Here is a 23,664-nt window from a genome sequence, read left to right on the forward strand (position 1 = left end):
GCCCCGAACTACCCCACCACCACCCGATACAGAATCTGCCCCCGCGGCCCCACAGCCACCCGCTCCAACGCCGGATCCCCCCCCCCCAACCCCCCGTCACTCCGATAAGCCACCACCCACCGCACCTTGTACCGCCGCAACACCTCAACCCGCTCCCCCCGAGACACCCCGCCCGCGAAATACGCCCGCACCGCCGCCTCCCGAGCCCCCTCGTCATCGAGGAAGAAGTCCGGATACCCAGGCGCCACCGTGTACGCCCCGTACGCAGGAATCTGCCGAGCGGGAAACGTCTTGGCCAGCACCACATCCCCGTACCGCACCAGAGGCGTGATCCAGTGATAACCACCCCAAGGCTCCCGGTACTTGGCGGCGACGAAAGACGGCAGAGCCGACCGCGGCACCACATACCCGAGCGTCCCCGACTGCGCCCACGCCCCCAGCAGCAGCGCCCCGCACACCACCCACCCGAACCCGACCCGCACGGCCCGCCCCGCCGCACCGCCCACCTCAAGCCCCACGGCGACCTGCGCGGGCACCAGCACGGCGGGCAGCACCCGCCCCCACGACCAGTGCCCGGTGAGCCCGCCCGCCGCGAACACGACGAGCCCGAGCAGACAGAACAGAACCAGCGGATCCCGCCGGTCGCGCCGCCACCGAAGCACCAGCGCCGCACCGCCGACCAGCGCCACCAGCCACAGCCGCGCGACAAGGTCCCGGTACAGCGAGCGGTGGATGGCCTCCAGGTCCCCGCCCGCGCCGAACAGCCCGAAGAAGGAGTAGTACGGCCACAGCGCGATCAGGACGAGCCCGAGCCCGAGCCCGCCCGCGAGCCGCAGCCACGCGTCCTTCCCCGGCCAGGGCCGCGCCCCGAGCACCATCGCGAGCGCCCCCAACGAGGCCACGACACCGGTGAACTGATGGCTGAGCAGGATCACCGCCCACAGCACCCCGGCCCCCAGGAAGTGCGCCCACGACACCGCCCGCCGCACCAGCGCCCACAGCCAGAAGGACGCGCCGAGCGCGAACGTGCTGGGGTAAGCGATGCACAGGGCAAGGGAGTTGAGCCCGAGGTACCCGCTCCAGTTGAACAGCGTCGTGCCCCAGAGCAGGACCAGACAGAGCAGCACCAGCGCGGTCACCGCCGCCCTGCGCAGCGGCGCGGTCCCGCGCTCCAGGAACGTACCGGCGAACACCCACACCCCGCCCACCAGGACCGTCAGCGAGATCAGCGCGCCGATCCGCAGCACGACGAACACCCCGAGCCCGGTCACCTTCGCCAGACAGCCGAGCAGCAGCGTCCAGGGCGTGTAGTACGGGCTCGGGGCGTCGGCCGCGACCAGCGGGTCCCCGGGTTCGAGCAGATCGTGGCGGAGCCGCTCGACGGTGGCGGCGTGGATGCCCAGATCACCGGCCCACGGCAGCCGCACCACGACGCCGAGCAGCAGCACGAGCAGGAGCAGGCCGAGCAGGGCCGTCCCCCGCGCCAGGAGGCGGCCGGACGCGGAACCAGCCGTCAACGGGCCCTCGCGCGCAGCTTCCACGGCATCGCCACGGACTCCAGCTGCACCATCAGGTCCATCTTCGACTCGCCGACGGTGCGGTCCTCGAAGTGGATCGGGACCTCGACGATGCCGTAACCGCGGCGCACCGCCCGGTACTTCATCTCGACCTGGAAGCTGTAGCCGGCGCTGTCCACGGAGGCCAGGTCGATGGCGCGCAGCGCGTCCTCGCGCCACAGGTTGAAGCCGCCGGTGATGTCCCGTACGCGCGTGCCGAGGATGGTGCCCGCGTACGCGTTGGCCCAGCGGGAGAGCAGCCGGCGATGGGCTCCCCACGCCTCGGACAGCGTGCCGCCCTGGACGTAGCGGCTGCCGATGGTCACCCCGGCGCCGGTGGCGAGGGCGACTCCCAGCATCTGGGGGACCTTCGCGACCGGGTGGCTGCCGTCGGCGTCCATCTGGAGAACGTAGCGCGCGCCGTCCGCGACCGCCCGCCCCATGCCCGCCGCGTACGCCCGCCCGAGCCCTTCCTTTCCGGCCCGGTGCAGGACGCCCATCCGGTCGGCGCCGAACCGGCGCACGTACTCCTCGGCGATGTCCCCCGTCCCGTCGGGGCTGGAGTCGTCGACGACGAGCAGCCGCAGTCCTGGCAGCTCCAGCGCCATCAGGGCCTCGGCCATGCCGGGCAGGTTCCCGGCCTCGTTGTACGTCGGCATGACGACGGTGAGCGGAGTGGCCGCCCAGGTGCCGGGCAGCGGGAGGGCGCGGTCCGCGGCCCGCGACGACTGCGACGACTGCGACGACTGCGACGACTGCGACGACGGTGCTGGCTTCGACGGCATCGGATCTCCCTGCTCGGTCATCAGACAATCGGCGTTCACTTTAGACGTAATGTTCCACAATGCCCCGAGACGCGGCCCGGGTGCGGGACACGGCCCGCCCATCCAGCCAGACGAAGTCGGGAACAGGGCAAGAGCAGTTCAAGAACCGGGACAGAATCCGGCACCGGGTACGCGAAAGGGGCGCCCCGGGCCGGTCGGCCCGAGGCGCCCCCTGTGCGGACCGCGCGCTACGAGTGCGTGCGCAGCAGCGTCCGCATCGTGCGCATCGCGACCGACAGGTTCGCCAGGTCGAAGGCGTCCGAGCCCTGGATCTCCTCCAGGGTGGTGCGGGCGCGGCCCAGGATCGGCGCGTTCTTCTCCTCCCACGCCTTGAAGCGCTGCTCCGGCGTGGACGTGCCGTTGCCCGCCGCGAGCACGTCGGCCGTCAGGGCCGCGTGCGCCGCGTACAGGTCCTCGCGGATCGAGGCGCGGGCCATGGACTGCCAGCGGTCGGCCCGCGGCAGCTCGATGATCCGGTCCATCAGCTGGGTGATCGACAGCCGGTCGGCGAGGTCGTAGTAGACCTCGGCGACGGCCAGCGCGTCCTTGCCCATCCGGTCCGCGATGGCCACGATGTCCAGCGTCGGGAAGGCCGACGAGAACCCGGCGACGCGCTGCGCCAGCTCCTCGGGGACCCCGGCGCCGGTCAGCTCGTCGAGGATCGACTGGTACCACTCGGCGTCCGCGCCGCGCAGCATCTTCGGCATGGCGGCCCAGACCTCGGCGACACCGTCCCGGAAGAAGGCGATCGTCTCGGCCAGCTGGAGCGGTTGCGGCCGGTTGTTGAGCAGCCAGCGCGTGCCGCGCTCGACGAGGCGGCGCGAGTGCAGCCGGACCCGGGTCTGCACATCGGCGGCGACCACATTGTCGAGCGCCTCGACGGCGTCCCACACCTCGCTCAGGCCGAAGATCTCGCGCGCGGCGAGCTGCGCCCGCACGATCTCCTCCAGGGAGGCGCCGGTCTCCTCGCGCAGCCGGTGCAGGAAGGTCGAACCGCCCGTGTTCACCGTGTCGTTGACGAGGACGGTCGTGATGATCTCGCGGCGCAGCGCGTGCGCGTCGATCGCCTCGCTGTACTTGTCGCGCAGCGCCTGCGGGAAGTAGGCGTGCAGCAGCCGGCGCAGGTACGGGTCGTCGGGCAGCGTCGTCCGGATCAGCTCGTCGGCGGCCGTGATCTTCGTGTAGGCGAGGAGCACGGCGAGCTCGGGCTGGCTGAGCCCGCGCCCGCCCGCGAGGAGCTCCTTGATCTGCCGGTCGCTCGGCAGGAACTCCAGGCCGCGGTCGAGGTGGCCCTGCTTGCCCAGGCGGCGCATGAACCGCTGGTGGGCGTGGAGCAGGGACGGGGCCTGCGCCTCGGCGTTGGCCAGGGCGGTGTTCTGCGCGTAGTTGTTGCGCAGGACCAGGTGGCCGACCTCGTCGGTCATCGCCGCGAGCAGCTTGTTGCGCTGCTTGACGGTCATGTCGCCTTCGGCGATCAGGCCGTTGAGCAGGATCTTGATGTTGACCTCGACGTCGGAGGTGTTGACGCCGGCGCTGTTGTCGATCGCGTCGGTGTTCACCTTGCCGCCGGTGCGGGCGAACTCGATGCGGCCCAGCTGGGTCGCGCCGAGGTTGCCGCCCTCGCCGATGACCCGGGCGCGGACGTCCTGGCCGTCGACGCGGATGGCGTCGTTGGCCTTGTCGCCGACGTCCGCGTTGGACTCCGCCGACGACTTGACGTACGTACCGATGCCGCCGTTCCACAGCAGGTCGACCGGCGCCTGGAGGATGGCCTTCATCAGCTCGGCCGGGGTCATCTTCGCGGCGCCCGACTCGATGCCGAGGGCCTCGCGGATGTGGGCGTTGAGCTGGATCGCCTTGGCGGAGCGCGGGAAGACGCCACCGCCGGTGGAGATCAGGTCCTTGTCGTAGTCGGCCCACGAGGAGCGCGGCAGCTCGAACATACGGCGGCGCTCGGCGTACGAGGTCTCCGCGTTCGGCTTCGGGTCGATGAAGATGTGCCGGTGGTCGAAGGCGGCGACCAGGCGGATGTGCTCGGAGAGCAGCATCCCGTTGCCGAACACGTCACCGGACATGTCGCCGACGCCGACGACGGTGAAGTCCTCGGACTGGGTGTCGACGCCCAGCTCCCGGAAGTGCCGCTTGACGGACTCCCAGGCGCCGCGGGCGGTGATGCCCATGCCCTTGTGGTCGTAACCGGCCGAGCCGCCGGACGCGAACGCGTCGCCGAGCCAGAAGTCGTACGACTGCGCGACCCCGTTGGCGATGTCCGAGAAGGACGCGGTGCCCTTGTCGGCCGCCACCACGAGGTACGTGTCGTCCTCGTCGTGCCGCACGACGTCCGCGGGCGGGACGACCTCGCCGCCGACCAGGTTGTCGGTGATGTCGAGCAGCGCCGAGATGAAGGTCTTGTACGACGCGATGCCCTCGGCCATCCAGGCGTCCCGGTCCACGCTCGGGTCCGGGAGCTGCTTGGCGACGAACCCGCCCTTGGCGCCGACCGGCACGATGACGGTGTTCTTCACCATCTGCGCCTTCACCAGGCCGAGGATCTCCGTACGGAAGTCCTCGCGCCGGTCGGACCAGCGCAGACCGCCGCGGGCGACCTTGCCGAAGCGCAGGTGGACGCCCTCGACGCGCGGCGAGTACACCCAGATCTCGTACGCGGGCCGCGGCTCGGGCAGGTCGGGGATGGCCTTCGGGTCGAGCTTCATGGAGACGTACGCGTGCGGCGCGCCGCCCCCCGTCTCCTGGCCCCGCTTGTCGCTTCCCTCGCTTGCGCTCTGGAAGAAGTTCGTGCGCAGGGTCGCCTTGATGACCGTGAGGAACGACCGCAGGATCCGGTCCTCGTCGAGGGAGGCGACCTGGTCGAGGGCGCCGTCGAGCTCTTCGAGCAGCCCGTCGGTCAACTCGGTCCCGGCGCGCTGCCGGTCCGGCGACATCCGCGCCTCGAAGAGGCTCACGAGCAGCCGGGTGGTGTGGACGTTGTTACGGAGGGTGTCCTCCATGTAGTCCTGCGAGAACGTGGAACCCGCCTGGCGCAGGTACTTGGCGTACGCGCGCAGCACCATCGCCTGCCGCCAGTTCAGCCCGGCGCGCAGCACGAGGGCGTTGAAGCCGTCGTTCTCGGCGGCGCCGGTCCAGGTCGCGGCGAACGCCTCCTGGAACCGCTCGCGGCCGTCGGCGCCCAGCTCGTCCCCGTTGCCGTTCGCCGGCTTCGGCATCCGCAGGCCGAAGTCGTAGATCCAGGCCGTGGCCCGGTCCGCGCAGCGCAGCTCGTAGGGACGCTCGTCGGTGACCTCGACGCCCAGGCGCTGCAGCACCGGCAGGACGGCGGAGAGGGAGACCGGCGAACCGGTCCGGTAGATCTTGAAGCGGCGCTCGCCGGGGGCGGCGCCCACCGGCTCGTACAGCGAGAGCGCGAAGTCCTTGCCCTCGCGGTCGCCGTGCGTGAGCTGCTCCAGGTGGACCAGGTCGGCGACGGCGGCGCGCGGCGTGTGGTCGGCCTTGTAGCCCTCGGGGAACGCCTGGCCGTAGCGGCGCAGCAGCTCGGCGGCGCGCTCTTCGCCGCACTCGGCGTTGAGCGCCTCCGCGAAGCCGTCGGCCCAGGAGCGGGCGGCCTCGACGAGCCGGGCCTCGATGCGGTCGGTGTCGGCGTCGGTGAGCGCGGGCAGCTCGGTGCCGGGCGCGACGCGGACGACGAAGTGCAGGCGGGAGAGGATCGACTCGGTGTTCCAGGCGGTGAAGTCGACGCTGGTGCCGCCGAGCTCCTCCTTCAGGATGTCGATGATCCGCAGCCGCACCCCGGTGGTGTAGCGGTCGCGCGGCAGGTAGACGAGGGCGGAGTAGTAACGCCCGTACTCGTCCTTGCGCAGGTAGAGCCGGAGCCGGCGCCGCTCCTGGAGGTACAGGACGGACGTGACGATGGAGCGCAGCTCGTCGGCGGGCGTCTGGAAGAGCTCGTCGCGCGGGTACGTCTCCAGGATCTGCAGCAGGTCGCGGCCGTCGTGGCTGTTGGGCGAGAAGCCCGCGCCCCTGAGGACCTCGGCGACCTTGCGGCGGATGACGGGGACACGGCGCACCGACTCGGTGTACGCGGCCGAGGAGAACAGGCCGAGGAAGCGGCGCTCCCCGACGACGTTGCCCTCCTTGTCGAACTTCTTCACGCCGACGTAGTCGAGGTAGGACGGCCGGTGCACGGTGGCGCGGCTGTTGGCCTTCGTGAGGACGAGGAGCCGGTGCTCGCGGGCCTTGGCGCGGGCGTCGGCCGGCAGCCGGTTGAAGGACGGGGAGACCGGGTGGTGGTCCTCGGTCTCGTGCTGCGGGTCGGCGCGCAGGATGCCGAGGCCGGTGCCGGGCACGGCGGCCAGCGAGTCGTCGTCGGTGAGGTCGTACTCGCGGTAGCCGAGGAAGGTGAAGTGGTCGGCGGAGAGCCAGCGCAGCAGCTCGCGGGCCTCCTCGACCTCCTGGTCGCGCAGGTCGTCGGCGGTGGGCTCGCTCGGCAGCTCGTCGGCGATGCGCAGCGCCGAGTCGCGCATCTTCTCCCAGTCCTCGACGCACTCGCGCACGTCGGACAGGACACGCAGCAGGTCGGCGGTGATCTGCTTGAGGTCGGCGCGGTCGGTCTCGCGGTCCATCTCGACGTGGATCCACGACTCGGTGAGCACGTCGTGGCCGCTGGCGTCGGACCCGGCCGGGAGCACCTCCAGCAGCTTGCCGGCGACATCGCGCCGGACGACGACCTGCGGGTGGATGACGACGTGGATGCCCCGCCCCTGCCGCGACAGCTCGTTGGTCACGGAGTCCACGAGGAAGGGCATGTCGTCGGTGACGACCTCGACGACGGAGTGGCTGCAGGTCCAGCCGTTCTCCTCGACCGTCGGCGTGTGCACCTTGACGTTCGCGGTGCCCTGCGGGCGGTTCTCGGCGAGACGGTAGTGCGAGTACGCGGCACCGAAGACGTCGACCGGGTCACGGTCTCCGAGGTCCTCGGGTGCGGTGTGCAGGTAGTAGCGCTGGAGGAACGCGAGCACGGTGTCGATGTCCTCGACGTCGGTGCCCTCGCCCGTCGGTAGGTGCCCCCCTACCGGGCTGTTCTCAGCTACCCGGGCGGCCCGTGCGAGCAGCTCGGCCTTGGCTTCGTCCAGCTTGGTCTGCATTGTCCTCTGGCTCCTGTCGCGCGCCGTTGCGTGACGTAGACATGAATGGCTCGACGTAACGCCGCGACGCGGGGTGTCCGGTCTGCTTCGACGTTATGCCGGATTGGGAGAAGAGCGGACGGTAATGCGCCATTTTCAACGAACTGGCCATCCGCCGGAAACGATCAGCGTCTGCGCGCCGGGCACGGTCGCTGTGGCGACCCGTGGGCTCCCGGCGCGGGCAGGGGGCGACGATGCCCCCGCGAGATATCGCGCTGATCACGGGACAAGGCTATCGCTCCCGACGGGGCCCCCGTCATGAGCCGCATCTGTACAAATCCCACGGCCGAACTTTGACACTCTGCACAGAACCGGCCTCTTGCCAGGGATGCGGGGCAGCGGCACGTTGAGCACAGTGCAGTCGCGGCGAGGAGCGTGTGACCGATGGCACCCAAGATCCTGATCGTGACCGGCGACGCGGCGGAGTCGCTGGAGGTCCTCTACCCGTACCAGCGCCTTCTGGAGGAGGGGTACGACGTACAGATCGCGGCCCCGACCCGCAAGAAGCTCCGCTTCGTGGTCCATGACTTCGAGCCGGGCTACGACACCTACACGGAGAAGCCGGGCTACAGCTGGCCGGCCGACCTGGCCTTCTCCGAAGTCGACCCGGGCGAGTACGCCGCACTGGTGATCCCGGGCGGCCGGGCCCCGGAGTACCTGCGCGGCGACGGCGAGCTCCGCAAGATCATCAAGGCGTTCTTCGACACCGACAAGCCGATCGCGCAGATCTGTCACGGGCCGCTCCTGACGGCGGCCGTCGACGGGCTGCGGGGCCGGCGCGTCACGTCGTACCCGGCCCTGGAACCGGACATGCAGGCGGCCGGCGCCACCTTCCAGGACGCGGCGGCCGTGGTGGACGGCACGCTCGTCTCGTCCCGGGCGTGGCCGGATCACGCGGCCTGGATGAGGGAGTTCCTGACGGTCCTCAGGGCGAAGAGCCCGGCGCTCTGACCGGTACGCGCTTTTGGTGGCTGCCCCGCCGACGAGGGCAGCCACCGAGGTGTGCCGTGCCCCGGGCGCCACGACGGAGGGCCGTTGCCACGACAGCCGTGGGGAGTTGACCAGTACTGCCCGACGCTCCGCCGCACCGCTTCCTCCCGGGGAACCGCGGCACACATCCAGCTTCGCGGCAGCCCCCGCTCCGATGCATCGGTACTCACCGGGACCGGTATACGCATCTGCCCGCGCACATGCGGCTACGTATACCTAGAGCGCCCCTGAAAGGGGCGCGGGGAACGGCGCGACCAACCCACCACCACCCGCACGCGACGACGGACTTCCGGGTCCGGGGGGCCGGGGGGGCCGGGGGGCCGGGGGGGGCCGGGGGCGCAGCCCCCGGGGATCGGGACGGGAAGGGGAGGGGAGGGGGCGGCCCTCGCAGGAACCCGAGCCCCCCACCAGCCGCAAGATCACCCGCCGCCCCCATCGATCCCGGCCCCCGCAACGGCCGCGACCTCGGTCCGCGACCCCACCCCGAGCTTCGCCAGAATGTGCTCCACATGTGCGTCGGCGGTCCGCTTGGAGATGACGAGCTGCTCGGCGATCTCCCGGTTCGACAGCCCCCGGGCCACGAGCGCGGCCACCTCCCGCTCCCGCCGCGTCAGGGCGTCCACCCCGGCCCCCCGGGCGGCGGGCACCCGCGCCCCCGGCACATCGGCCCCGGCCCGCACGGCCGTGAGCACCTGCGCCCCGGACAGCCGCGCCCCGACCTCGTACCACCGCCCGAACTCCTTCTCGCCCAGCTCCCGCCGCAGCGCGGCCCGCACGGCCTCCTGCTCGTCGAAGAGCGTGGGCAGCATCCCGACGGGGTCGCCGCCGCCGAGCCGCCGCGCGTTCTCCGCGTACCCGAGCAGCCACACGGCGCGCACATGCCGCTCCTCGCACGCCGCGGACCAGGCAAGGGCGAGGCAGCACATCGCGGCGATGAGCACCTCGTCGATCTCCGCGGCGGCCTCCAGGGCCCGCTGCACCACCCCGACGGCCTCGCCCCGCTGCCCGGACAGCCACAGGATCAGCCCCTGCACGAGGAGCGTCGACGCGAACATCTGCCGCTCCCCGGTGCCCTCCAGGTGCGCGAGCCCGGTACGGCACCACTCCAGTGCCCGCTCGGATTCCCCGAGCATCCCGAGCGCCAGCGCGCCCTCGTAGTGGATGACGGCCGTGCCGAGTCCGTCGCCGCGCGCCAGGATCCGCTGCCGGGCGTCCTCCAGCGCGACCAGCCCGTCCGGCTCCCCGCACAGCGCGGTGAGCCCGCCGAGATAGGCGTCGCAGAACAGCTCGACACGGTCGTTGCCGGACTCCTTCGCGATCACCAGCGCCCGGTGGAACAGTTCGAGCGCGCCCGGCAGATCACCGGTCCACACCGAGAACAGGGCGCACATGAACCGCCCCCAGGCCTGCTCCTCCCCCACCTCGTCGAGCGGCGCGAGCAGCTTCTCGATCCAGTACCGCCCCTCGGAGAGCGCGCCGAGCGCCCGCCAGTAGGGGCCGAGCTGAGCGGCCAGCCACAGCCCCTGCGCGGTCACCTCGCCCTTGACGCACGCGTACTCCAGCGCGCAGCGCAGATCGGCGCTCTCGGTGCGCAGCGCCCCGTGCAACACGGGCTGCGCCGCCGTGAGGAACTCGTCCCAGTAGCGCTGGCCCAGGTCCCGGTAGTACGCGAAGTGCCGGGCCCGCACCGCGTCCTCCTGCCCGGACTCCGCGAGCCACTCACCGCCGTACTCGCGGATGGTGTCGAGCAGTCGGTAGCGGTTGCCGTCGCCGCCGAGCCGCTGCACGACGGACTTGTCGACGAGCCCGATCAGGCACTCCATGACATCGCCGGACGCCAACTCGCCGCCCGCGCCCACGAACTCGGCGGCGCCCAGCTCGAAGGACCCGGCGAAGACGGACAGCCTGGCCCACAGCAGCCGCTCGCGCGGAGTGCACAGTTCGTGGGACCAGCCGATGGCCGTACGCAATGTCTGATGCCGCGTCAACGCGGTCCGCCTTCCGCCGGTCAGCACCTCGAACCGGTGCCCGAGCCGCTCCACCAGCTGATCGAGCGAGACCGCCCGCAGCCGCACCGCGGCCAGTTCGAGCGCGAGCGGAATCCCGTCCAACCGCTGCGCCAGAGCCGCCAGTTGCTCCCTGTTCCCCTCGCTCACGGCGAACCCCGGCACCACGGCGGCGGCCCGCTGCACGAACAGCTCCAGCGCGTCGTCCGGCTCCAGCGGTGCGATGGGCACGCAGTGTTCACCCGGCACGTCGAGCGGCTGACGGCTGGTGGCCAGTACGTGGATGCCTGCCGCCTCCCGCAGCAGCACGTCGGCGAGCATCGCGCAGGCGTCGACGAGGTGCTCGCAGGTGTCGAGCACGACGAGCATCCGCCGCCCCTGAAGATGCGCGACGACCGCGTCGAGCGGCTCCATGCCCGCCTGCTCGGGCAGTTCGAGAACCGCGGCGAGCGTCGCCGGGATCAGCTCGGGGTCACGCAGTGCGCTCAACTCGACGAGCACCACCCCGTCGGCGAGCCCCGCGGAGAGCTCGGCGGCGGCCCGCAGCGCGGTCCGGCTCTTGCCGACCCCGCCGGGCCCGACCAGCGTGACCAGCCGGGCCCCGCCGAACGCGCCCCGCACCTGCGCCAGTTCGGCCGCCCGGCCGACGAACGTGGTGACCTCTACGGGCAGTTGACCACCGCGCCGCTGTCCGAACCCGAAGCCCATGGCCTTCTCCCCGTTGCGTCACACCACCGCCACCGCCAGCATCCCCACCAAGCGTACGCAGCCGCAAGCGGAGCGTGAACAAGACAACTGAACGAGCCACAGCCCCGACACCTTGACGCCCACCACGCCGCGTCAGGCATCCGCCGCCCACCGCGCCGCCTCGGTCAATCCACAGCCAACAGCTTTCCCACCCACCTTGGGCAATCCACCGCCCGCCCCACCCGCCTTGGGCAATCCGCCGCCGCCCGTGTCCCTCCCCGCCTGGGGCAATCCCGCCCGCCCCCGCCGCCTTGGGCAATCTGCCGCCAAGGGCGGCAGGGTGGGCAAGGCGGCACCCCAGCGCCGGGCAGGCGCTACAACCGGCCCCCGCCCACGGCCCCGAGCAGCCACCGGATCAGACCCGCACACCAAAAGCCCGGGCCCACCAAACCCCCCGCTCACCCCGCGGCAGCAAGCCGCACAGCCTCCGCCAACGAATCCACAACCGGCGCCCCGACCCCCTCAAGGCTGGCCCTCCCGTGCGACCCCCCGGTATAGAGCACGGCCCGCGCCCCGGCAGCCAACGCCGCCACCGCGTCATCGGCCGCGTCCCCGATCACGACCACCTGCTCCGGCGCCACCCCCGACGACTCCGCGAGCGCCCCCAGATGCCGCACCATGTGCGCGGCCTTACTGCCCCCGGAAGGCCCGACCCGCCCCTCCACCCGCACGAACCGCTCGGTGATCCCGAACTGCCGCACCAACGGCACCAGTTCCGCATGCCCGTACATGCTGAGAATCGACTGACTGCGCCCGGCCTCCTGCCACCCGGCGAGCAGCAGCTCCACCCCCTCGGCGAGCCCGCAGTCCACGGCATGGCGCGCGTAGTGCCGGTGGAACGCCTCGTCCATGACGGCCCATTCGGCGTCGGTGGGCAGCCGCCCCATCAGCCGTTCGTAGAACTTGGGCACCGGTACGCAGTACAGCGCGCGGTACTTCTCCAGCGTGATCGGCGCGAGCCCGAGCTCGCCGAACGCGGCGTTGGTGGCGTGGATGACGGCGTCGATGTCGTGGAACAGGGTCCCGTTCCAGTCCCAGACGATATGACCGGCTGACGGACCCGTGACCGGGCCCGCGGTTATCTGCTTCCCCATACGAGAGAACGTACCCGCTCGCCGGATCGGTCCCCCCGTCCCGTCCCGCCCCGTCCCGCTCAGGCGTCGACGCCGTCCACCAGGTTCGGGATCTCCTGCGTGGCGAACCAGAGCAGCTCGTGGTCCTCGGCACCGTCGACGACGAACTGGGCGTCGTCGTCACCCTGGTCGGCCGCGCCCAGCGCGTCCGCGGCGGCCGCGACGTCGCTCTGCGCGTCGTCGGAGTCCACGTGCACGGCGGCGGCCTTGGACAGCGCGACGACCTCGCGCACGGAGACCTCGCCGAGCGTGGCCGGGTCGAGCCCGCGGTCGGGGTCGGCGACGGCAGCCCGGTCCGCGACGTCCACGGCGACGACGACCCGGCGCCGCGCCGCGTCCGGCTCCCCGGCGAGCATCCGGAGCGAGGCGAGCGCGGCCCGGTTGAGGGCGGCGTACTCCAGCTCCTCGATGTCGTCGGAGAGGTACCACTCGCGCAGCGCGGGCGTGACGGCGAAGGCGGTGAGCGGCGCGGGCCCCAGCTCGCCCGCCCGGTGCGCCTGAGCGAGTCGCGGCAGGGAGAGAGGTACGTACACGCGCATGACGGTCCGCTTTCGTAGTCGCTGGTGATCGTCCTTGAGGGCCTTCAGGATACGTGCGGGAGTCCCCTTTCGGGCTGCCGCCCGGACCCGGCCCCCGCGTCAGCCCCGCGCCGGGCCGTCACCTGGCCGGTCACCGCCCAGGGGGCCCCGCCGACGGCCCCGGCCACTCGGATAGGTGAACCCGCCCGGCCCCGCGACCCGCGCTGGCCGGCTCTTGCGGGCCCGCTCCCCGCCCTCGTACAAGATCCTCACGAAGAGTTACCGACTGGTATCGGGAGGCGACATGCAGAAGGTGCTGTCCAGGCGAGGCCCCCGGCGGACCACCCGGCCACCGTCCCGCAGGGACAGCCGCCGCCCCGCCGCCCGGCCGCCCCGGGTGGCGCCGCACCCGGCCGAGCTGTTTACGGAGCGCCTGATCCTGGTCCTCGCCGGCCACAAGCCCCCGTTCTGGTTCGCGCGGCACACCGCGGGCCATGCCTTCGAGGACCTGATCTGGCTGCTCGCGCACCGCCCCCTGGCGCGCTCGGGCCCGCGCCCGACGATCCACGACATCGGCCACTTCGAACCGGCCACCGGCACCTATGAGGTCTTCGCCCGCATCGCGGTGGGCCCGCGGCTGCACGCCCTGGCCTTCCGCCTGACCCGGACCCCCGACCTGCGCTGGCGCTGCACGGCGGTGGAGCTGGACACGAGGCCGCCCAGGGAGACGTACTGATGCCCCTACCTCTGACACCCGTACCCCTGACGCCCGTGCCCCTGCCTGACGCCCCTGCCTCTGACGCCCGTACCCCTGACGTCCGTAGCCCGCCCGCAACGGGAAGGGCCGGACACCCGCGGTGCCCGGCCCTTCACCGTGGCAGGCCCACCGGCCCGCCCGCGCTCAGTCGCGCGACGTCACTTCTTGCGACGCCGCCCCTTCTGCTGCTTGCGGCGCTCGGCGCGCGTCAGACCGTCGGCCTCGGACCGCGTCGGACCGCCCTCGGTGACGAAGTCGCCCTCGTCGACACCGCCCTCGGCGTTCGGCGCCTGGAAGTGGAGCCGGTCGGGCCGCTGCGGGGCGTCGAGACCCTTGGCCCGGATCTCCGGACGGGCCTGCGCCGGCACCGCGTCCTCCTTCTCCAGGGAGGTGGCGGGCTTGGCGTCCTCGACCGGGACCTCCTCGACCTGCTGCTCGACCTGGACCTCCAGGTTGAACAGGTAGCCGACGGACTCCTCCTTGATGCCCTCCATCATGGCGGTGAACATGTCGAAGCCCTCGCGCTGGTACTCGACCAGCGGGTCCTTCTGCGCCATGGCGCGCAGGCCGATGCCCTCCTGGAGGTAGTCCATCTCGTAGAGGTGCTCGCGCCACTTGCGGTCGAGGACGGAGAGCACGACGCGGCGCTCCAGCTCACGCATGATCTCGGAGCCGAGCTGCTCCTCGCGCGCCTCGTACTGCGCGTGGATGTCGTCCTTGACGGCCTCGGCGATGAACTCGGCGGTGAGCCCGGCGCGGTCGCCGACCTCGTCCTCCAGCTCCTCCACCGTGACCTTGATCGGGTAGAGCTGCTTGAAGGCGCCCCACAGCCGGTCGAGGTCCCAGTCCTCGGCGAAGCCCTCGGCGGTCTCGGCCCCGATGTACTCGTCGATGGTGTCGTCCATGAAGTGCACGACCTGCTCCTGCAGGTCCTCGCCCTCCAGGACGCGGCGGCGCTCGCCGTAGATGACCTCGCGCTGCCGGTTCAGCACCTCGTCGTACTTCAGGACGTTCTTACGCGTCTCGAAGTTCTGCTGCTCGACCTGCGACTGGGCGGAGGCGATGGCGCGGGTGACCATCTTGTTCTCGATCGGGACGTCGTCCGGCACATTCGCCATCGACATCACGCGCTCGACCATCTGCGCCTTGAAGAGCCGCATGAGGTCGTCGCCGAGGGACAGGTAGAAGCGGGACTCACCGGGGTCGCCCTGACGGCCGGAACGACCGCGCAGCTGGTTGTCGATACGCCGCGACTCGTGCCGCTCGGTACCGAGCACGTACAGACCACCGAGGTCCTTGACCTCTTCGAACTCCGCCTTGACGGCCTGCTCGGCCTTCTCCAGGGCAGCGGGCAGCGCGGCGGCCCACTCCTCGACGTGCTCGACCGGGTCGAGACCGGCCTGGCGCAGCTCGGCCTCGGCGAGGTCGTCCGGGTTGCCGCCGAGCTTGATGTCGGTGCCACGGCCGGCCATGTTCGTGGCGACGGTGACGGCGCCCTTGCGGCCGGCCTGGGCGACGATCGTGGCCTCACGGTCGTGCTGCTTGGCGTTGAGCACTTCGTGCTGGATGCCGCGCTTGGAGAGCTGCTGCGAGAGGTACTCGGACTTCTCGACGGAGGTGGTGCCGACGAGAATCGGCTGCCCCTTCTCGTGCTTCTCCGCGATGTCGTCGACCACGGCGTCGAACTTGGCGACCTCGGTGCGGTAGATCAGGTCGGCCTGGTCCTTGCGGACCATCGGCTTGTTCGTCGGGATCGGGACGACGCCCAGCTTGTAGATCTGGTGGAACTCGGCGGCCTCGGTCATCGCCGTACCGGTCATGCCGGAGAGCTTGTCGTAGAGGCGGAAGAAGTTCTGGAGGGTGATGGTCGCAAGGGTCTGGTTCTCGTCCTTGATGTCCACCCCTTCCTTCGCCTCGATCGCCTGGTGCATGCCCTCGTTGTAGCGGCGGCCGGCGAGGATACGGCCGGTGTGCTCGTCGACGATCATGACTTCGCCGTCGATGACGACGTAGTCCTTGTCCTTCTTGAAGAGTTCCTTGGCCTTGATCGCGTTGTTCAGGTAACCCACGAGCGGCGTGTTCACCGACTCGTAGAGGTTGTCGATGCCGAGCCAGTCCTCGACCTTGCTCACACCCGACTCGTGGATGGCGACGGTGCGCTTCTTCTCGTCGACCTCGTAGTCGCCGGTCTCCTCGATGCCCTTCATGGGGTTGCCCGCCTCGCCCTTCTTGAGGCGGGTGACCAGCTTGGCGAAGTCGCCGTACCACTTGGTGGCCTGGTCGGCGGGGCCGGAGATGATCAGCGGCGTACGGGCCTCGTCGACGAGGATGGAGTCGACCTCGTCGACGACCGCGAAGTTGTGGCCGCGCTGGACGAGCTCGTCCTGGGACCACGCCATGTTGTCGCGCAGGTAGTCGAAGCCGAACTCGTTGTTCGTGCCGTACGTGATGTCGCAGTTGTACTGCTCACGGCGCTGGGCCGGCGTCATGTTGGCCAGGATGCAGCCGACGCTCAGACCCAGGAACTTGTGGACACGGCCCATCATCTCGGAGTCGCGCTCGGCCAGGTAGTCGTTCACCGTGATCAGGTGGACGCCCTTGCCGGACAGCGCGTTCAGGTACGTGGGCAGCGTGCCGACGAGGGTCTTGCCCTCACCGGTCTTCATCTCGGCGACATAACCGAGGTGGAGCGCGGCGCCACCCATCAGCTGCACGTCGTAGTGCCGCTGGCCGAGCACACGCTTGGCGGCCTCACGGACGGTGGCGAACGCCTCGGGCAGCAGGTCGTCGAGGCTCTCGCCGTCGGCGTACCGCTCCTTGTACTCGTCGGTGAGGGCCCGCAGCTCGGCGTCGGAGAGGCTGACGAAGTCCTCTTCGATGGAGTTGACCTGGTCCGCGATGCGGTGCAGCTTGCGCAGGATCTTGCCTTCGCCTGCACGCATGATCTTCTGGAGGACGGACACGCGGTTGGTCTCCTTGCCGGTCGGGCCTGGCACGGTCGGTTACTCGGGCGACAGCCGGAGCAACGGCCATCGTATGCGAGGACCCCGCCGCGCCGGGAGGTCTGCCATCAGGTCCAACGCACAGGCGGCTCGGAAGGTGCCGGTATCGACCACGAAATGTGATGGTGCGGCTCCCCCGCGCCCCGCATCATCGGGTGATGGAACCCGTGACGCTGACCACCGACCGCCTGCGGCTGCGCACCTTCGTCCCCGCCGATGTCGACGAGGTGTACGCCGCCTGCCAGGACCCCGACATCCAGCGCTGGACCACGATTCCGTCGCCGTACGCGCGCGTGGACGCGGAGTACTTCATCGACCGGGTCGTCGCGGAGGGCTGGCGCACGGACACCGAGTACACCTTCGCGGTCCGTACCGAGGAGCACGGCCCCATCGCCGCAGCGGTCGGACTGCACCACCCGCGCGCGGGCGCCTGGGAGGTCGGCTTCTGGACGGCCAAGGAGTTCCGCGGCCGCGGCTACATGACGGAGGCGGTCCTGGGTGTGGCCCGCTGGGCCTTCACCGACCTCGCCTGTACGCGCCTGGAGTGGCGGGCCGAGGTGGGCAACCTGGGCTCGCGCACCGTGGCCGAGAAGGCGGGCTTCACCCTGGAGGGCACCCTCCGCGCCGCCCTCCCCAACAAGAACACCCTGCGAGACTGCTGGATAGCCTCCCTCCTCCCCACAGACCTGTAACCCTCCTCCCCCGCCTCAACCAATCCACCGCCCCACCACGGCCCGCCTCGTCCAATCCGCCGCCCAGCCCGGCCGCCTCGGCCAATCCGCCGCCCAGCCCAGCCGCCTCGGCCAATCCGCCGCCCAGCCCAGCCGCCTTGGGCAATCTGCCGCCAAGGGCGGCAGGGTGGGCAAGGCGGCACCCCAGCGCCGGGCAGGCGCCCCCGCAGGCCCCCGCCCACGGCCCCGGCCCGGAAACCCCGTCCGACCCGCACACCCGGCGCCGACACGGAGCACCCCCGCCCAACCCCCACCCCACCCCACCCCACCCCCGATTGTCAGTACCGCCCCCTATCGTTCCGACCATGCCGACGACGACCGCGCCGCGCCCCACCGTCACCCTGTCCACCGACGAAGCCCGCCGCATCGCCCTGCGCGCCCAGGGCTTCCTCGGCGCCCCGAACCGCCGCGCAGGCACCCGAGGCGTCCTCCGCCACCTCGGCGCGGTCCAGCTCGACACCATCTCCGTCCTGGCCCGCTCCCACGAACTCATCCCGTACGCCCGCCTCGGCGCCGTAGGCCGCAAGAACATCGAGGCCGCGTACTGGACGGACGGCCACAGCTTCGAGTACTGGTCGCACGCGGCCTGCATCCTCCCCATCGAGGAATGGCCCCACTTCGCCTTCCGCCGCCGCGCCTACCGCACCCGCCCGCACTGGCACCACCACCTCCCCGACGGCGCCTACGACCAGGTGATCAAGCAGCTGCGCGCCGACGGCCCGCTCACCGCGACCGAGCTCGGCGGCGCGAAGAACAAGGGCGAGTGGTGGGACTGGTCCGAGTCCAAGATCGCCGTCGAGCGCGCCCTGATGTACGGCGACGTGGTCTGCGTGGAGCGCCGCGGCTGGAAGCGGATCTACGACCTGGCGGAGCGCGCGATCCCGTCGGACCTCCTCCACGACGACCTGGACGACAAGGAGTGCGTGCGCCGCCTCGTCCTCCAGGCCGGTCAGGCGCTGGGCGTCGGCACCCGCTCGGACATCGCCGACTACCACCGCCTCAAGAGCGAGCAGTTCGACGCGGTGATCGAGGAGACCGGCCTGGTCCCGGTGACGGTGGAGGGCTGGGGCGGCAAGCCGGCCTGGGCCGACCCGGCGGCACTGGAGTCGGCCCCCCGCGGCCGCCACCGCACCACGCTCCTGTCACCCTTCGACTCCCTGATCTGGGAGCGGGCGCGCACGGAGCGGATCTTCGGTTTCACGCACCGCCTGGAGGCGTACGTCCCCAAGCCGAAGCGGATCCACGGCTACTTCGCGATGCCGGTCCTGGCGGGCGGCCGCCTGGTGGGCCGCGTCGACCCCGCGCGCGAGGGCACGACGCTGGTCGCCAAGCAGGTCTCCCTGGACGGCCCGAAGGCGGTCCAGGCGGTCGCCCAGGCACTCCTGGAAGCAGCGACATGGGTCGGCTGCGACACCGTACGGGTGGAGCGCATGGACGACGGAAAGCTGAAGCCGGAGCTGGTCCGGGCCCTCACCTGATCTCGAGAATCTTCTCCCGCATCGCGTACACCACGGCCTCCATCCTGGAGTGCAGCTGAAGCTTCTCCAGGATGTTGCGCACATGGTTCTTCACGGTGTTCTCCGAAATGAACAACTCCTTGGCGATGTCCCGGTTGTTCATACCGGTGGCGACGAGCTTGAGCACCTCCAGCTCCCGGTCGGTGAGCCGCGGCGCGGGAACCAGCCGCCGCTCGTCGGTGCGCTGGATCATCGACTTGAATTCGGTGAGCAGTTTCGACGCCATGGAAGGGCTGATCTGCGACTGCCCGTCGGCCACGGCCCGAATGGCGGTGGCCACCTCGTCGGTCGAGATCTCCTTCAGCAGATACCCCGTCGCACCCGCCTTGATCGCGTCGTAGAGGTCTGCCTCCTCGTCGCTGATCGTCAGCATGATGATCTTGGCGCTGGGTGCCACTTCCTTGATGGAGGTGCACGCCTCGATGCCACCGCGCTTGGGCATGCGTACGTCCATGAGGACGATGTCCGGCAGCAGATCCGCCGCCTTGTCCACCGCCTCCGCACCGTCGCCCGCCTCGCCGACGACCTGAATGTCCTCCTCGGCGGCGAGGACGATCTCCAGGCCCCGCCGGAACAGAGCGTGATCGTCCACCACAAGGACCCGGATCGGCTCCTTGCGCGGGGAGCCCGCGTCCGGGCCCATGCCGGCGCCGTGGTCGGCCGCGCCGCCGCTCGCGCCCCGCATCGGTCCGAAGCTGTCCGCCATCGTTCCTCCCCCTGAAGGCCGTGGCCCGTCTTCCTGTGCCGGGCCAACCCGAGGCGCCAGCACACCGGTTGACCCGGCAGGGCCATGATTTCATGCCTCGGCGTCCGCGGGGCGACGGTGCGGTGCACGAGAGGGTCGCACAAGGGTGCCCCCGGGGGCGCACGCACACTCCAGGGGCACCGGATGAGTGGGTTTTCGGACAGCCCGCCGACTGAGCCGTCCTGGCGGCCTCAGCCGCCGATGGCGTCGCCCGCGTCGGCACCACCCGACTCGGCGACCATCGGGTCGCTGCTGAGGTGGATGACGCCGTAGTCGTAGGCGTGACGCCGGTACACGACGCTGGGTTCCTTGGTCTCGGAGTCGACGAACAGATAGAAGTCGTGCCCGACCAGCTCCATCTCGTAGAGCGCCTGGTCGAGCGTCATGGGTGCCGCCACGTGGGTCTTCTCACGGACGACGAGCGGACCTTCGCCCTGGACCTCGAGCGATCCCATCCTGGTGGTCGGCACGGCGTCGGAATCCGCCTCGTCGGCGGACTGGGCGATCGTGCCGTCCCCGTTGAGCCGTGCGGCGTCCGGGACGCGCTCGGCCACCTCGGCGGCCGACAGCCTCTTGGTGCCGCGCCGGGAGGACCGCTTGTCGTGCTGCTTGCGCAGGCGCGCGTCCAGCTTGTCCGTGGCGAGGTCGAGCGCCGCGTACGGGTCGCTTGCCGCGGCTTCCGCCCGGATCACCGGGCCGCGCGTGCGCAGCGTGATCTCCACGCGGTCGCAACGGTCGGCCTGCCGGGGGTTGGGCTCCTTGGACACCTCGACGTCGAGGCTGATCACCTTGCCGTCGAGCTTCTGGATCTTCTCCAGGTTCAGCTTCTCGGCCACGTGCTTGCGGAACCGCTCGGGCACCTCGGTCTTGCGGCCCTTGACGACGATGTCCACGCAGAACTCCGTTCCCGGATAGCTCCGCTCCTTGGCGGAGCATCTCCCTCTTGCACCAGACTCCGGCCACTTCCGGAGCCTCGGACTCGGTGACTTCCACCTCCTCCTCCCCCGTGGACAAGATCTCCACCCCACCATGCCGGGTGATTGCCGAAAACTCTGCGCAATCTCGCAGCACGGCATTCCGATATGCGAGGTGCGGCTTCCGTCTTTCCTGCCGAGTTCCTCACAACCGAACATATCTCGCCTGGAGGGATGTCGTCACCCTCTACTGACTCGTACCTCCATTCAGGTGAATGGAACCTCTCACTACCTGCAACGACGCAGATTCCCGGTCAGTTCCGGTTTATTTCGAAGGAATCCGGAGATGCGGAGACCACGGCGGCGTGCACCGTGATCCGGCCCGCCATTACCGGGGCCGTCGCGCCCTCTCCCATGACCACTGCGGGGACCGCACCCGAACTCGTCGCCACGTGTATTGCGCGCGCCGCCTCCGCCAAAGACGCGCCCGTCGTCATGAGGTCGTCGACCAGCACGATCCGGCCAACTTCCGTGAGCAGCCCGGCCCCACCGGCCACCACGTCCAGCGCGCCCGCCACATTGGCCAGGCGCTGCCCGGCGTCGAGCTCCGACTGGTCCGCCACCGCACGCCGCTGCCGCAGCACGGCCAGCACCCGGACGGGAACGCCCGCACGGCGCAGCCCGGCCGCGGCCGCGTACGCCAGCCGCCGCGTCGGATCGTGCCCGCGGGCCCGCACGGCCCGGCGCGCGGAGGGCACGGGAACCAGCGCCACCGGCTGCGTGTCGCCCGCGGGCAGTCCGGCCCGCACCGCCCCGGCCAGCGCCTCGCCGAGCGGCCCGGCGAGCCCCAGCGCGCCCCGCTCCTTGTGCGCGAGCAGTACCGCCCGCACCGCGTCCCGGTACGGCGCCGCCGCGTGCACGACCGGCAGGCCCGGCGGCTCGGGCCGCGGCCGGACCCGGCTCGCCCCGGCGCCGCGCACCGCCCGGACGCACCGCGCACACAACGACGTACGCGACCTGCCGCAGCCTGCGCACTGGGCCGGCAGCACCAGGTCGGAGAGGTCCTGCCACCACGCCCGCATACCCACCACTGTGCCAACATGCACGCTCTGCGACCACCCCTGTGGACAACCGCCTGTGGACAACTCGGCGTCGATGACGAGGGGTTGGGCCGGTGCACCGCACAGGACCCGGCCGGTCACCCCGGATAGACCGGCGCCGTCCCGTTCTTGAGCACCGACTGCCACGCCGCCCCGGCGGGCAGTCGCACGATCCCGTCGTCGGAGTGCGCCAGCAGCGGCAGTTCCGTGTCGGACGAGGCCGAGATCTCCGTCACCCGCGTCAGCCCCGGCAGGGCCTGGCCGGTCGGCGCCGAGCCGTCGCACTGTACGTACCGGATCTGCTGCAGCCCGCCGGACTCCCGGCCGACCACCACGAGCCGGCTGCCGCCCGCCCAGGACACGGCGGTGACGTCCTCCATCTCCGGTGCGGCCAGGCGCAGATCGGCCACCGAGAGCTCGATGGTCCCGTCGGCCATCCCGTGGTCGCGCTCCACACGCCCTATCTTCAGCAGCGTCTTCCCGTCCCGGTGCACCAGCAGTGCGATGCGCGCCCCGTCGGCGGACATCTTCACCGCCTCGATCCGGTCCTTCTCGTCGAGCTGGTCGACCCGGACCTCCTGCATCCGGTCGGCCTGGCCCTGTCCGAACACGAGCAGGCGCGGGTTCTTCGGGTCGCGGTCGGCCACCCACAGATCGCCCTGGCCGTCCCAACTCGGCGTCGTGAAGCCGTCCTTCTCCGCCTTGGCGTGACTGTGCACCAGCGCGTCGCCCAGCGAGGCGTTGGTGACCATGGACGCCACGAACAGCGAACGTCCGTCGGCCGACACCGCCGCCGCCCGCTCCTGGTCGTGCGAGACCGCGACGGACCGCATCCCCCGCTCGCCCTCACCCAGCGGCCCCGCGACCTGCGCGGGATCCTGATGCGAGCTGTTCTTGCCGGGCACCCGCACGAGGTGGCCCTTGGAGTCGAAGAAGTACTGGTACTCGGTGCCCTCGGAATATCCCGGAGCCACCAGCGCGTCGGCCTTGAGGGTGCACATCAACCGGCCGTCGGAGCGCTCCAGATCGACCTCTTCCACGCTCGACGACGACAGGTCCCGCAGCGAGTAGAGCAGTTGGGCCGCCATCTTCTTGCACTGCGCGGAACCGACCGTGTCCGCGCTCTTGTTCAGCGGCACCTTCAGCTTGTTCGCGTCATCGGGGGAGAGCGACTTCACTCCGGCCCGCAGCCCTGCCTTCAGCGGGAACGCCGTCGTCACGGCCTGGTTCAGCCAGCGTGTGGGGCCTTCGAGCACTTCCTTGACGGTCTCGGTCAGCGGGTCGGCCCACTTGCGCACGAAGACGGGGTCGGCGACGAGCTGCTTGCCCGTGCCCCCGCCCGACCCGTCCGACGGCGCATCCACCGCGTAGTAGTACTTGTTGACGGACTGATAGATCCGCTGGAAGTCGGACTGGCCGATGACGACGCCCCCGGGCGGGACGTCGATCCGCCACTGCTTCGGCTTGCCCTTCGCCGTCTCGACCAGGCTCAGGTGCAGCCGCCCCCGGTACGAGCTGCTGTCCGGCTGGTAGGCCCGCTGACTGTCGAGGCTGGCCACCCGGGTCCCGGTCAGCACGAAGTTGCGCCCGTCGCCGTCCGAGTTCGCCCGGTCCATGGGGCTCCGAAGGGGGCCGTCCGTGAGCACGATGGTCTGCCGCTCGGGGTGCCAGTTCTTCGCGGCCTTCGGCGTCAGATACTTGCGGGCCACGGCGTACGTGGGATCGTCGCTGGTCAGCGCCTCAAGGAAACCGTCGACGATGCCCACCGCCTCCGCGTTGTCCCGCGGCGGCAGCGCGAACACCCGCACCTGCGAGTCGGGACGCTGGGACGCCTCCACCGATTCGAGGCCACCGCTGTCCGGCATCGACGCACACCCGGCGAGCACGATGGCGCCGCATCCGGCGAGCGCACCGCCCCGCGCCCCG

At 71.0% G+C, this 23,664-nt stretch carries 15 protein-coding genes; 4 read left to right on the plus strand and 11 right to left on the minus strand.

Features of this window, described 5'->3' with window-relative positions; all coding sequences use genetic code 11:
• Nucleotides 1-8: 8 nt before the first annotated feature.
• The 3 genes from J3486_RS43125 to J3486_RS43135 form a co-directional block, all read right to left on the minus strand.
• On the minus strand, nt 9-1,541 hold the full coding sequence (locus tag J3486_RS43125; RefSeq protein WP_307805191.1) for a hypothetical protein: 1,533 nt from the start codon (nt 1,539-1,541) through the stop codon (nt 9-11).
• Nucleotides 1,514-2,341, minus strand: a complete 828-nt coding sequence (locus J3486_RS43130; protein WP_374194843.1) for a polyprenol monophosphomannose synthase — start codon at nt 2,339-2,341, stop codon at nt 1,514-1,516. The genes J3486_RS43125 and J3486_RS43130 overlap by 28 nt, the downstream gene beginning before the upstream one ends.
• Nucleotides 2,342-2,568: 227 nt before the next feature.
• The gene (locus J3486_RS43135) at nt 2,569-7,539 is read right to left on the minus strand and encodes an NAD-glutamate dehydrogenase (RefSeq protein WP_207830409.1); all 4,971 of its coding nucleotides are present in this window, start codon (nt 7,537-7,539) and stop codon (nt 2,569-2,571) included.
• Between the two features lie 423 nt (nt 7,540-7,962).
• On the opposite strand from J3486_RS43135, the gene J3486_RS43140 reads away from it, so the two are divergent.
• Entirely contained in the window at nt 7,963-8,529 is a 567-nt protein-coding gene (locus tag J3486_RS43140; RefSeq protein WP_207830412.1) for a DJ-1/PfpI family protein, read from the plus strand.
• Between the two features lie 458 nt (nt 8,530-8,987).
• Here the strand turns inward: J3486_RS43140 and J3486_RS43145 are convergent, their stop codons facing one another.
• The 3 genes from J3486_RS43145 to J3486_RS43155 all read right to left on the minus strand — a co-directional run bounded on the left by J3486_RS43145 (nt 8,988) and on the right by J3486_RS43155 (nt 12,993).
• Nucleotides 8,988-11,282 (minus strand): LuxR C-terminal-related transcriptional regulator, encoded by a 2,295-nt coding sequence (locus tag J3486_RS43145; protein WP_207830415.1) that lies wholly within the window; start codon nt 11,280-11,282, stop codon nt 8,988-8,990.
• Nucleotides 11,283-11,719: 437 nt separating this feature from the next.
• On the minus strand, nt 11,720-12,415 hold the full coding sequence (locus tag J3486_RS43150; protein WP_207830418.1) for an HAD family hydrolase: 696 nt from the start codon (nt 12,413-12,415) through the stop codon (nt 11,720-11,722).
• Nucleotides 12,416-12,474: 59 nt separating this feature from the next.
• Nucleotides 12,475-12,993: a hypothetical protein gene (locus tag J3486_RS43155; RefSeq protein ID WP_207830421.1), complete on the minus strand. Its 519-nt coding sequence runs from the start codon at nt 12,991-12,993 to the stop codon at nt 12,475-12,477.
• A 283-nt stretch (nt 12,994-13,276) separates the two neighbouring features.
• On the opposite strand from J3486_RS43155, the gene J3486_RS43160 reads away from it, so the two are divergent.
• Nucleotides 13,277-13,708 carry an Rv3235 family protein gene (locus J3486_RS43160; protein WP_207830424.1) on the plus strand — a complete coding sequence of 144 codons (432 nt, stop codon included), beginning with the start codon at nt 13,277-13,279 and terminating at the stop codon, nt 13,706-13,708.
• A gap of 179 nt (nt 13,709-13,887) precedes the next feature.
• Here J3486_RS43160 and secA read toward each other — a convergent pair whose 3' ends face one another.
• Nucleotides 13,888-16,692, minus strand: a complete 2,805-nt coding sequence (gene secA, locus J3486_RS43165) for a preprotein translocase subunit SecA (protein ID WP_207830451.1) — start codon at nt 16,690-16,692, stop codon at nt 13,888-13,890.
• Between the two features lie 197 nt (nt 16,693-16,889).
• On the opposite strand from secA, the gene J3486_RS43170 reads away from it, so the two are divergent.
• Both J3486_RS43170 and J3486_RS43175 read left to right on the plus strand, forming a co-directional pair.
• The gene (locus J3486_RS43170) at nt 16,890-17,423 is read left to right on the plus strand and encodes a GNAT family N-acetyltransferase (protein WP_207830454.1); all 534 of its coding nucleotides are present in this window, start codon (nt 16,890-16,892) and stop codon (nt 17,421-17,423) included.
• Between the two features lie 344 nt (nt 17,424-17,767).
• Nucleotides 17,768-18,940: a winged helix-turn-helix domain-containing protein gene (locus tag J3486_RS43175; RefSeq protein ID WP_207830458.1), complete on the plus strand. Its 1,173-nt coding sequence runs from the start codon at nt 17,768-17,770 to the stop codon at nt 18,938-18,940.
• Here the strand turns inward: J3486_RS43175 and J3486_RS43180 are convergent.
• The 4 genes from J3486_RS43180 to J3486_RS43195 form a co-directional block, all read right to left on the minus strand.
• Nucleotides 18,933-19,685 (minus strand): response regulator transcription factor, encoded by a 753-nt coding sequence (locus J3486_RS43180; protein ID WP_207830461.1) that lies wholly within the window; start codon nt 19,683-19,685, stop codon nt 18,933-18,935. The genes J3486_RS43175 and J3486_RS43180 overlap by 8 nt on opposite strands.
• A gap of 230 nt (nt 19,686-19,915) precedes the next feature.
• Nucleotides 19,916-20,617 (minus strand): ribosome hibernation-promoting factor, HPF/YfiA family, encoded by a 702-nt coding sequence (hpf, locus tag J3486_RS43185; RefSeq protein ID WP_207830476.1) that lies wholly within the window; start codon nt 20,615-20,617, stop codon nt 19,916-19,918.
• Between the two features lie 335 nt (nt 20,618-20,952).
• The gene (locus J3486_RS43190; RefSeq protein WP_207830508.1) at nt 20,953-21,720 is read right to left on the minus strand and encodes a ComF family protein; all 768 of its coding nucleotides are present in this window, start codon (nt 21,718-21,720) and stop codon (nt 20,953-20,955) included.
• Nucleotides 21,721-21,836: 116 nt separating this feature from the next.
• Nucleotides 21,837-23,603: an LpqB family beta-propeller domain-containing protein gene (locus tag J3486_RS43195; RefSeq protein ID WP_207830537.1), complete on the minus strand. Its 1,767-nt coding sequence runs from the start codon at nt 23,601-23,603 to the stop codon at nt 21,837-21,839.
• Nucleotides 23,604-23,664: the final 61 nt, after the last annotated feature.

Source organism: Streptomyces sp. VRA16 Mangrove soil, assembly GCF_017377775.1.
GTDB lineage: Bacteria > Actinomycetota > Actinomycetes > Streptomycetales > Streptomycetaceae > Streptomyces.